Annotated in this window: 11 protein-coding genes and 1 riboswitch; of the genes, 4 read left to right on the top strand and 7 right to left on the bottom strand. The window is 60.7% G+C overall.

What is annotated here, in order from left to right:
- The 4 genes from AF71_RS23975 to AF71_RS23960 form a co-directional block, all read right to left on the bottom strand.
- Positions 1–617 (bottom strand): alpha/beta hydrolase (locus tag AF71_RS23975; protein ID WP_169683509.1); only part of this gene is annotated, 617 nt, incomplete at its 3' end.
- 991 nt (positions 618–1,608) lie between these two features.
- Positions 1,609–2,223: a hypothetical protein gene (locus AF71_RS23970; RefSeq protein ID WP_169683507.1), complete on the bottom strand. Its 615-nt coding sequence runs from the start codon at positions 2,221–2,223 to the stop codon at positions 1,609–1,611.
- A 50-nt stretch (positions 2,224–2,273) separates the two neighbouring features.
- A complete protein-coding gene (locus AF71_RS23965) occupies positions 2,274–2,528 on the bottom strand; it encodes a YadA-like family protein (RefSeq protein WP_169683505.1) in 255 nt (84 codons plus the stop codon).
- Positions 2,529–2,587: 59 nt separating this feature from the next.
- Complete coding sequence (locus AF71_RS23960) at positions 2,588–3,613, bottom strand: hypothetical protein (protein ID WP_169683503.1); 1,026 nt, start codon at positions 3,611–3,613, stop codon at positions 2,588–2,590.
- Positions 3,614–4,145: 532 nt separating this feature from the next.
- Positions 4,146–4,241, top strand: a riboswitch (TPP riboswitch).
- Positions 4,242–4,290: 49 nt separating this feature from the next.
- Between AF71_RS23960 and thiM the strand changes: the two genes are divergently transcribed.
- Genes thiM through AF71_RS23940 form a run of 4 tightly spaced genes read left to right on the top strand, consistent with a single transcriptional unit; the run spans position 4,291 to position 7,305 of the window.
- Positions 4,291–5,094 (top strand): hydroxyethylthiazole kinase, encoded by an 804-nt coding sequence (thiM, locus tag AF71_RS23955; RefSeq protein ID WP_169683501.1) that lies wholly within the window; start codon positions 4,291–4,293, stop codon positions 5,092–5,094.
- On the top strand, positions 5,091–5,726 hold the full coding sequence (thiE, locus tag AF71_RS23950; protein WP_169683499.1) for a thiamine phosphate synthase: 636 nt from the start codon (positions 5,091–5,093) through the stop codon (positions 5,724–5,726). The genes thiM and thiE overlap by 4 nt, the downstream gene beginning before the upstream one ends.
- Positions 5,723–6,544 carry a bifunctional hydroxymethylpyrimidine kinase/phosphomethylpyrimidine kinase gene (gene thiD / locus AF71_RS23945; protein ID WP_169683497.1) on the top strand — a complete coding sequence of 274 codons (822 nt, stop codon included), beginning with the start codon at positions 5,723–5,725 and terminating at the stop codon, positions 6,542–6,544. Before thiE ends, thiD begins: the two co-directional genes overlap by 4 nt.
- Entirely contained in the window at positions 6,541–7,305 is a 765-nt protein-coding gene (locus AF71_RS23940; protein ID WP_169683495.1) for a 3-oxoacyl-ACP reductase, read from the top strand. The genes thiD and AF71_RS23940 overlap by 4 nt, the downstream gene beginning before the upstream one ends.
- A 12-nt stretch (positions 7,306–7,317) precedes the next feature.
- On the opposite strand, the gene AF71_RS23935 is transcribed toward AF71_RS23940, so the two are convergent.
- From AF71_RS23935 to AF71_RS23925, 3 genes are all read right to left on the bottom strand, one after another.
- Positions 7,318–8,166 carry a carbohydrate ABC transporter permease gene (locus AF71_RS23935; RefSeq protein ID WP_169683493.1) on the bottom strand — a complete coding sequence of 283 codons (849 nt, stop codon included), beginning with the start codon at positions 8,164–8,166 and terminating at the stop codon, positions 7,318–7,320.
- Positions 8,159–9,097, bottom strand: a complete 939-nt coding sequence (locus tag AF71_RS23930; protein ID WP_169683491.1) for a sugar ABC transporter permease — start codon at positions 9,095–9,097, stop codon at positions 8,159–8,161. The genes AF71_RS23935 and AF71_RS23930 overlap by 8 nt, the downstream gene beginning before the upstream one ends.
- Before the next feature lie 67 nt (positions 9,098–9,164).
- Complete coding sequence (locus AF71_RS23925) at positions 9,165–10,475, bottom strand: extracellular solute-binding protein (RefSeq protein WP_169683489.1); 1,311 nt, start codon at positions 10,473–10,475, stop codon at positions 9,165–9,167.
- Between the last annotated feature and the right edge of the window lie 43 nt (positions 10,476–10,518).

Below are 10,518 nucleotides of genomic sequence, written 5' to 3'. Positions count from 1 at the left end.
ATCTTGCTGTTCACGTGTCCGTCGCGGATACCCATCTGCCGCAGGGATTCCATGGTCAGCCAGGTGCCCATTGAATGAGCGAGGATCGTGATGTCCTTGACGTCGGGGTCGGCGGCTAGCGTCCGCAGCGCCTGCTCGAGCGCCGTGCGTGAATAGTTGGTGCTNTCCTTGTCGTATTNATAGGCGGTAAGCTGCGCGCGTGACGGCCACGTGAAGAGGATAGGGGTCGCCTGCATCCCGGAGTCGTGGACGATCTGGGCCAGACGGAAGACGGAATCCTCGTACTTGTTGTTGAAGCCGTGGACAAAGACCAGCGCATGCCCGCCCTGGATGTTCTGGTGGAACCAGACGCGCCCCTCCGGAACGGTGTCGATCTCCTTGACGCTGGTCACCGCAAAATCGGTCGCGGGATTGGGCGGCAGATGTTTCGGCCATTGGACTGTGCCTGAGGCCCGTTTCGGCGGAATGGAGACGTCAATCGCCGTCAGATAGGGCTTTGGGCTGCGTTCGCCGGTGAAGAGCGTCGCCGGGTCGCCGGAAGGTTCGCGCGTGGTTGCGACCAGCATGCTGACCTTTGAGGTATTCTGCGTTGCCGCCGATAGCGCAACAGGGGCCATGACTCCGCTTGGATGACCGCAGCTGGCAAGAACTGCCGCGACGAGCAAAGGTGCAAGTGTCCGAACAATACGGGCTGCAATCACGTTCCGGTTCCCTCATTGAAACGCAAGCACCTTACGGTGGCCGGGCTTTGGTGAAGTACTCTTACAGCAACGACGCGGATGTTACGTGCAATTCGCGCCCCCTGCCCTCGCGCAGGACGAACGATCTACGACAAGCTCGATTCGGGGTCTGGAGCCGTCTATCCATCTCGAACTACGCCTTCGGCTTCCGCAGCTTCACTGCCACACAATGCTTGTTTTCGGCATCCCAAACGCTGTCGGTCCTGCAGACCGGCTGCTTGGGCGAGCAGGACTTTCCCGCCAAGGTGGATTTCAAGCTGCGAGTGCACAGGCACCTCCCCTTTTCCCAACCCCAATTCTCGGGACAACTGACGCAGCGCTTTGTCTTCGGATCAACGAACCGGCCGGTCCCACAGGAACAGGTCGAGCGCTTGGCATCCCACGACGCCCCCGCGGCGCACGCGACACAAGTTTTCCTTCTCGAATCCCAGTTTTTCCCCTCCGGACAAGTTCCACTCGCATTGACCGCATTGCCGGGAGCCTGCGCCGAAGGGAGCTTTTGTGGCTCGATCGCCTGCTGGCCGGGACACGTGAGCTTTTGATCGCACTGCAGCGAGCAGCCGACCACCCCGCGAGACCGGTTGACCGGCGTGTCTGGATATTCAAAGGGACAGGGCATCTGCTGCGCGCCTGCTGTCCATGCGAACAGCACGATCAAACCGAAGAGAAGAAGACGACATCCCAACATTTCAGAACACTAGGCCCCGAGATATGATCTGTCCAGCTTGTCACAGGCGCGACCCTGGACCTTGCGCACCGACGGGAGTTCACTTGACCAGCAGCTGGGAGCGGATCTGATGGCCCGGCGTATCGATCAGTCCTCATTTCCGTGCAGGAGCCGGAACCCGACGACGTCGAGGTCGACGTCTCAAAGGCCCGAATCTGAAGAAGGTGCTTTCGGTCTGACCGCAGGCGTCGGCGGGTCAGGAAGCTTCACCGGAACATCCGGCTTTTGGGGCCGATTGTCGGTTGTTGCGGGTGCGGCCGGGCCGCTTTCATCAAAGTTCACTGATATCCCGAAGAGCTTCCACTGACGATCGACAGGCGCATAGAGTAGCTCGAAATGCACCTGGATTGGCACCGACGGAAAGAACCCCGCCATATGCAACTTGCCGTCTGGCTCGATCTGCGGAAGCACGGTTAGTTGCGGCTCGATGACCGCAAGGCCACTCAGGTCGTATCCCTGTTTTCGTTGCGAGGCAAAGATCTCTGCAAGTTGCGCGGAATTATTGGCCTGAAAGCCTGGCGAGCCGAGTTCCCGCAGAACGGTGTAGTTGCCAGTCTTGTTCGCCTGGTCGAGGGCAAGAAGCGTGTTTCGCACAAGGATAAGAACGCCATTTCGATCGATATCTGCCGGACGCGGTGCTCTTGAAACATCTTCCTTCAGGGATTTCTTGATTTCGGCGCGAACGGGGCTTTCAAAGCCGGCCTCTATGCAAAGGACTGCCAGCGCCGCGACGATAAATTTGAACGGCAGATGCATCGTTGAGGATCTCGGCTCGCGTGAACCGAACGGCTGTAGCGCTCGGACGATCACCACGTGAATGTCAACCCCGCGGTCCCACCGAAAGTACCTTCGCTCGCCCCTACGCCGACGCCGCCATGGATCAGCAGATTCTCTGTAATCCGCGCGTAAGCGCTGCCAGCGAAAGCGTTCTCGCCTTCGAACGTGCCCCAATTGATGGACACCGCAAAGTTCTTGTCATTCGGAAGGGTTCCCCCACCCATCGCCAGCGCCATCGCCGTGCCCTCGTAGGCCTTGTCGATGCGTCCATTCATCGGCGACATGCTGGATTCGAGGCTGCTGACGCGATTGTCCAGGGAATCGATGGCGTTTGTATTTGCGGCTACACGCGTATCGAGGCCGGCGATCTCAGTCGTATGGAGGTTGAGAAGTTGGTATTGTTCGTAATGCGCGTCTCGTGATCGGCAAGTTCGTTCGTGTTCTGGGCGACATTCTGATTGGTGGCGTCCAGCTGGGAGCCATTGATCGCATCCGTCGAGGTCGCCGAAATCGTGCCGGGCGCGACGTTGACGATCTTTCGCTCGGCGGCCGGCGCCCCGACGGAGACGACATTGGCGATACCGCCATCCGACGAACCAGCTCCGAGCGCCACTGAATTCTGCCCTGATGACACTGAGCCGGTCCCCAGGGCAAGACTATTTAGGCCCCGGGCACTGCTGTTAAATCCAATCGCTGTTGCCTGATTGCCGGAGGACGAACTCCTATTACCAACCGCAGTGCTATTGCCGCCACTTGCACTGCTGTCACCTCCGAGCGCGACTGCGCCGCCAGCACTGGCAAGGCTTCTGACGCCAGCAGCCAAAGTATCAACACTGGTGCCCCGACTGTCGACCCCAATGGCAACCGCACCGGCACCCGTCGTCAGGCTTCGAGCACCAACGGCCGTGCTGTCCACACTCTGCGCATTGCTGTCGACCCCCAGGGCAGTCGCGCCAGGGCCGGCAGCTCTGCTATTTTCCCCGATGGCTGTGCTGTTGAATCCGGAGGCGTTGCTGGCCAAACCAACGGCGACCGCGCCCCTGTCCGTCGCCTGAGAATTTTGACCAACTGCCACCGATGCCGCACCGGACGCATTCGTCGTTGTGCCGAGGGCAGTGGCGGCTCCGCCTGTCGCCTTGCTTCCCGCACCGAAAGCGGAGTTTGCTCCCGCGGCGCCTGCCGCTGTCGCATTGGTTCCGCAGGCGACGTCATTGACACCACCGGCAGCCGCCCCGTCTCCCGAGCCTGTGGTGTTTGCGCAGACGAACAGGGCCAGGGCAGGTGCGGGCGAGATTATTGTTATGGTAGCAGATAGGAGAACACACACGGCAGGAAGCGGTACAAATACTGCAGCATGAAGTGTTCGCATCAAGACCTCCCTTCGGTCGCCAACCGAGTTGGACGATTGTATCGGCATTGTCTTGCCGGCCTATTGGCCGCGTGTAATCAAGCAGTCGAGTAGGTCAGAACCGAAAATCGTCGGACGCCCATGGAACTCGCCTTTACCCAGCGAGCGGGAGTATGCCATTTGACACAATTCCTGGAAAGTAAACAAAAATAAGTAAATGCAACACGATCGCTGTGTCGGCTGCCATCTAACCATGCTTACAACTGCCGGCTATTAACCGCCGAACATTTGGAAAGTGCCATGGTTCGGACAGAGAAAAGCGGCGCCGGAATCGGTAAAAGGTTGCTCACCGCAATCCAGAAGTGAAACGTTTGCAGGGGGAATCCAAGTCCTTCCGTCAGCTGTATTATGGCGCGCTATCAGATGAGTGATGCAACCGCCAGAAGGCCGGCAGGCGCCGCGCCTCCTTCGGGGCCTTTCCTGGCATGGCCGGGTTCACCTGGCGATGTCATTTTATGGATGACAGGCCAGCGCTTCTCTGCGAGAAGAAGGCAGTGAGAGACAGGGGCGCCCTCGAAAGATGGGCTGAGAAGGACCCTTTGAACCTGAACCGGATAATGCCGGCGGAGGGAGTCGCTCGGGACGTTTCGCCTCCTGCGTCAGTCCCCGCGCCTTTCTCCCCGATCGAAAGGCGCACCATGCAAGATCAGACCTTACCGGGAATACTGCTGAGCGAACTGCGCGCGCAACCGCCGCTCGTGCACTGCATCACCAACTTCGTTGCCATGAACATCGCAGCCAATGTGCTTCTGGCCGCCGGCGCGTCTCCCGCCATGGTGCATGCGGAAGAAGAGGCTGGCGAGTTTGCGGCGATCGCAGGCGCACTGACAATCAACATCGGCACACTGTCGTCATCCTGGTTGCGCGGCATGGAGGCGGCAGCCCTCGCCGCCAGCCAGTCCGGCAAGCCATGGGTTCTCGATCCGGTTGCCCATTATGCCACCTTATTCCGCCGGGCGGCCGTTGATCGGCTGCTGGAACTCGGTCCAACCATCATTCGTGGCAACGCCTCCGAGATCATTGCCCTTGCCGGTGGCGAAAGTCGGGGCCAGGGGGTGGACAGTCGTGACGGGGTCGAACAGGCAGAGGAATCCGCCAGGCTGCTTGCGAGGACACACGGTGCGACGGTCGCGGTAACCGGCGTCGTCGATTTCGTCACCGACGGTGAACGAGCTGCCTGGATTGAAGGCGGGTCGGCCTTGATGCCCAAGGTGACCGCGCTCGGCTGCGCACTGACCTGCCTCGTCGGAGCATTCACGGCGATCCGGCCTGCCGCGCCGTTCGAGGCAACGGTTGCAGCGCTTACGACCTTTGCTGTTGCCGGTGAGATGGCAGCCAGCAGCGCGGACGGCCCGGGTTCGTTTTCTCCGGCGTTTCTCGATGCGCTTGCAGCGCTTGACGCCCCGCTCCTCGATCGCCATGCAAGGGTGCGTTTCGCATGAGGACCATCGACCTTTCACTTTATCTTGTCCTCGATCCCGGTCTTTGTGCCGGCTTCGGCATGGTGGAGACCGCGCGGGCGGCTGTTGCTGGCGGAGCGAGCGTTGTCCAGCTGCGCGACAAGCATGCCGATACACCCCTGATGATCGAAACAGGTCGGGCGCTCAAGGCGGCTTTGTCTGGCACCGGTGCCTTGCTCATCGTCAACGATGACGTGGAGGCTGCCGTCGCAATTGGTGCTGATGGTCTGCACATCGGGCAAGAGGACATGGATGCGCGAACTGCCCGCGCGCGGATTGGAGACGATATGATCCTTGGCCTCTCCGTTGAGACCGAGGCGCTGGCCGCGGGGGTCGATCCGGCAATCGTCGACTACGCGGGTATCGGCCCGGTCTTTGCGACATCGACGAAGGCGGATCACAAGGAGCCGACCGGTTTTGCTGGCCTTGCTCGCCTCGTGCGCATCTGCCCCGTTCCCGCAGTCGCAATCGGCGGGCTGAAGGCGGCTCATGTCGGGGATGTCTTTGCTGCTGGGGCTGACGGTCTTGCCGTCGTCTCTGCGATATGCGGCACGCGTGACCCTGAGGCGGCGGCTCGCGAGATCGCGGAAAACATCAGAAAGGTTCACCGATGATCCGAAACGTTCTCTCCATTGCCGGGTCCGATCCTTCCGGCGGCGCCGGAATCCAGGCGGACCTGAAGGCCTTCTCTGCCCGCGGTGTCTACGGCATGGCAGTGCTGACCGCGCTGACGGCGCAAAACACACAGGGCGTTTGCGGTGTGCATCTGGTTCCGGCTGCCTTCGTCGCCGACCAGATCAAGGCAGTGTTTGCCGATGTCCGTGTTGATGCAATCAAGATCGGCATGATTGCCAATGCCGAAATCGCCAACGCTGTCGCCGATGCGATCGAACCCCACAAGGGCATTCCGGTCGTTCTTGATCCTGTCATGGTCGCCAAGGGCGGGGCTAGCCTCCTCGATGTGTCCGCGGTCGACGTCCTCACCCGACGGCTGCTGCCGCTTGCGACGCTGCTTACTCCCAATCTTCCGGAAGCGGCAGCACTCCTGCATGGACCGACGGCCGATACCCGCGCGGACATGGCTGAGCAGGCGCAAAGCCTGCGTGCTCTTGGCCCGGAGGCGGTGCTGGTCAAGGGCGGTCATCTGCCAAGCCAGGAGAGCCCGGATGTCCTGGCGACAGCCGCAGGGTTGAGCTGGTTCGAGGGGCTCCGGATACCGACGGCGAACACGCATGGCACCGGCTGTACGCTATCGAGCGCGCTTGCCGCCGAGCTCGCGAAGGGGGCGACGCTGCCCGAGGCAGTGGCGGATGCGAAAAGCTACCTCGCCCATGCCGTCGCGCAGGCGGATACGCTTTCTGTCGGTTCCGGGCACGGGCCGGTTCAGCATTTTCATGAGCTTTGGAAGTTGAGAGAAGGACATTCGAGATGACATTGGCGATCAGCGAACAGACCGTCATCATCACCGGGGCCGGGCGTGGCCTGGGCGCCGCCATTGCTGCTGCCTTTGCCCGCGAAGGCGCGAAGGTCGCAATCAACTACCGCAACAGCCGCATCGAGGCCGAGGCGCTTGCCGCGTCATTGGGTGATCGTGCCCGAACCTTCCAGGCGGATGTCCGCGACAGCGAGGCCGTCAAGCGCATGGTGGCCGAGGTCAAGGATACACTCGGTGCGCCGACGACAGTCGTGCACAATGCCTTGACCGACTTCAGCTTCAACGGAGACGCCCGATCGAAGCTCGACCAATTGACCTGGGGTGAAATGACATCACAGCTCGATACCGCCGTGAAAGGGGCTTTGAACGTGATCCAGGCCACCCGCCCGGTCATGGCCACTGCCAGTTTTGGGCGGATCATCACGATCGGCACCAATCTCTTCCAGAACCCGGTGGTGCCCTACCATGACTACACGGCTGCCAAGGGTGCGCTTCTGTCCTTGACCCGCACGGCGGCCGCAGAGCTTGGCCCATCAGGCATTACCGTCAACATGGTCTCGGGCGGCTTGCTGCGCGCCACCGAAGCGAGCAGCGCCACACCGGATGCGGTCTTCGATCTGATTGCGGCAAACACCCCGCTCCGGCAAGTGACGACGCCCGAGGAAATGGCTGATGCGGTCCTGTTTTTCGCAAGCCCCTGGGCACGCGCCGTTTCCGGGCAGAACCTCATCGTCGACGGCGGGCTCGTCTTCGGCTGAGGCAAAGCCACCTCAGGACTTGACCGCACCCGCGGTCAAGCCGGCGATGATGTGCTTCTGCGCCAGGAAGAAGACGATGATCGTTGGCATGATTGTCAGCGTGATGAAAGCGAGCACCAGCTGCCAGGCAGTGCCGAACTCGCCGCGATAAACCATGATGCCGAGCGGCCAGGGATACATCGTCTCCGAATTCAGCATGATCAGCGGCAGGATGTAGCTGTTCCAGCTGCCGACAAAGGAGATGATGCTGACCGTTGCAATGATCGGCCGCGAGAGCGGCAGCGAGATGTGCCAGAAAAACCGGATGTAGCCACAGCCGTCGACGATGGCAGCCTGGAACAATTCTTCCGGAAGGTTGCGAAAATAGTTCCTGAACAAGAGAATGCTCATGCCGAGGCCAAAGGCGACCTGCGGCAGGACGACACCCCAGTAGGAATTCAACAGGCCCAGGTCCCGGATCCGGATGAACAAGGGAAGGATGGCGGTCGCGGCCGGAAACATCAGGCCGATCAGGAAGTAATTGAGCAGGAAGCCGGCACCGAAGAACTTTACATGCGCGAAGGTGAAGGCAGCCATGGCGGAAACCGAAACCGTCAGGCAGACAGTCAAGGTGGCGATGATCAGCGAATTCATCATCTGTCGCCAGTAGCGGTCTCCGAAGAGAATGTCGGTATAGTTCTCCGGATGCCATGCGGCAGGTAGCCCGAAGGGGTTGGTTCTGAGGTCGCCGAGGTCCTTGAAGCCGCCAAGTGCCGTCGTCATCAGGGGAACCAGCACGATCGCCGCGATGAGCGTCAGCGAAACATAGAGATAGATCTTCGTGCCGGTCGTGGTCCGGGCAGATGAGGCCATGTCAGTCATTGCGCATGAATATCCGTTTGTAGCCGAAGGCCAGCGTCACGCAGATGACGAAAAGGACGACGCCGACGGCGCTGCCGAGGCCGACCTGCATGCGCGTGACGCCGAAGTTGAACAGGAAGGTGACCATGGTCTGCGTCGCATTGAACGGCCCGCCACCGGTCAGCGGCATGATGAGGTCGAAGAGCTGCAGCGAGCCGACGACGGCAAAGAAGATGGACAGGCGGACCGTCGAACCGAGAAGCGGCAGCGTGATGTAGCGGAACCGTTGCCAGCCGCTCGCGCCATCGATTTCGGCAGCCTCCAGCACGCTCTTGTCGAGCGACTGCAGCCCGGCGATGAACAGCATCATGTGGAAGCCGAAATACTTCCAGACGACGACAGCCAGCACCGCATAGATTGCCAGGTCCTTGTCTGCCAGAACATAGGGTGTCTCGACGCCAATGAGGTGGGCCGCCGAGGCAAACAAGCCATAGTCGCCGTCATAGACGAAGCGCCAGATGAGGCCTGCCGCCACCTCCGCCAGGACGTAGGGCAGAAAGAAGATCAAGCGGAAGAGAACCACACCGGCGATCCGGTGCGCCAGCATCATCGCCAGCCAGATCGCGAGCGGAATCTGAACCAGAATGGAAACAACGATGATCAGGGCATTGTTTTTCAATGCTGTTATGAAGGCGCTGTTCTTGAACAGGACCTCGAAATTCCGCATGCCGACAAACTGTGTCGGCAGACCGTAGCCATCCCACTTGTAGAGACTGTACCAGGCCGCCTCGCCCATCGGCAGGATGACGAAGATCGTGAACAGCAGCAGTGCTGGCGGCAGAAACAGAAGCAGGACAGGCAGGCGCCGCGCCAGGCTGGGATCCTTGCTGCGCGCCGACGATCTTAAAGTCGGGCGCGCACGGATGACGCTCGTCGCGCTGATGGTGGTCATTAAAGCCGATCCTCCTCATTCAGATTGAGGGCGGCGCGGATGCTTCTCCGCGCCGCGATAGTCTTGATCAGAGCTGATCCTGCTCGAAGGCTTCCTGGATCTGCTGTGCTCCATCGGCAGGGCTCATCTGCCCGGAGACTATGGCAACGGAGACATCGTTGACGACACGGCCGACCGAGGGGCCGAGATCCTGATCGAAGAAGTTCTGATGCCAGGTCGAGTGCGCCAACTGTTCGGCAGACTGATGCAACAGCGGATTGGTCACACCGTCCTCGGCACCAACGGCGACCGGGATGAGCATGCCGGCCTTGGCCATCTCGCGCTCGTTTTCGGCGTTGGTCAGATAGGCGAGGAAGTCGAGCGTTTCAGGCGGCGCCTTCTTCGTCACGGCCCAGCCATTCAATCCACCAAGCGTGTCGGTGACCGCGCCTGCGCCGCCCGTCACGGCCGGAAACGCAAAGCGGCCGATATTGTCCGGATCGAGCCCCTTGCCGTCACCGGCATTCGTGCGTTGGTTGGCCGCGGTGTTTTCAAACGCCAGGATCATTGCTGCCTTGCCATCGCCGAAGACGCCGAGCGTCTGCGGCCAGGTGGCGCCGAGATAGCCCGGCTGGAACGGCTCCAGTTTGCCGAGCTCGGCAAGCTGCTCTCCGGCCTTGATGATTGCCGGATCGTTGAAACCTTCCCCTTCACCGGTCTTGGCCGCGTCGAAGACCTTCTGGCCACCGTTGCGCATCACCAGATAGCTCCAGTAGAAATGGAGAGGCCATTTCTCGCCACCGCCGCCCGCAATCGGGACGATGCCGGCATCCTTGATCTTCTTCACGGCATTGAGATAGTCATCCCAGGACTTGATGCTGGCGGCATCGACACCGGCCTTGGCGAAAAGCGCCTTGTTGTAGAAGAAGGAGACGGTGCCCATCTTGAAAGGCACGGCGCCGATCTTGCCATCATAGGACAGGCCCTTGATCGCGGCCGGGTTGTAGCTCTTCACCCAGGCGCCGTCCTTTGCGTTCATCGCCGCCGTCAGGTCCATGAGCGTCCCGGTCGCCAGCTGCTGCTTCAGCACGCCGCCGCCCCAGCTGTAGAAGAAATCCGGCGCATCGCTCGACTGCAAGAGGGTCGGAAGCTTGGCCTTGAAAGCCTCGTTTTCCAGGAACTGCATTTCGATTTTCACGCCGGGATGTTCGGCCTGGTATTTGTCTGCAATCTTGCGCCAGATCGCGACATAGTTCGGATCGAGCTCAAGGTGCAGCCACTTTACGGTGGTGTCTGCCGCGGCACTTCCCGCAGCAATCAGGATCGCCAGTCCCGTGGCCGCCGAGCGGGCGATGAAACGGCTGCGAAGCAAGGCTTTCGCCTTCATTTGGTCAAACATGATTTTCTCCTCCAGCAAGGGCAAAAATCGTCCTCTTCAATTT

This window comes from Rhizobium sp. 57MFTsu3.2, assembly GCF_012932765.1.
In the GTDB taxonomy this organism is placed as follows: Bacteria; Pseudomonadota; Alphaproteobacteria; order Rhizobiales; family Rhizobiaceae; genus Rhizobium; species Rhizobium altiplani.
This window is presented reverse-complemented; position numbering and strand designations above follow the sequence as displayed.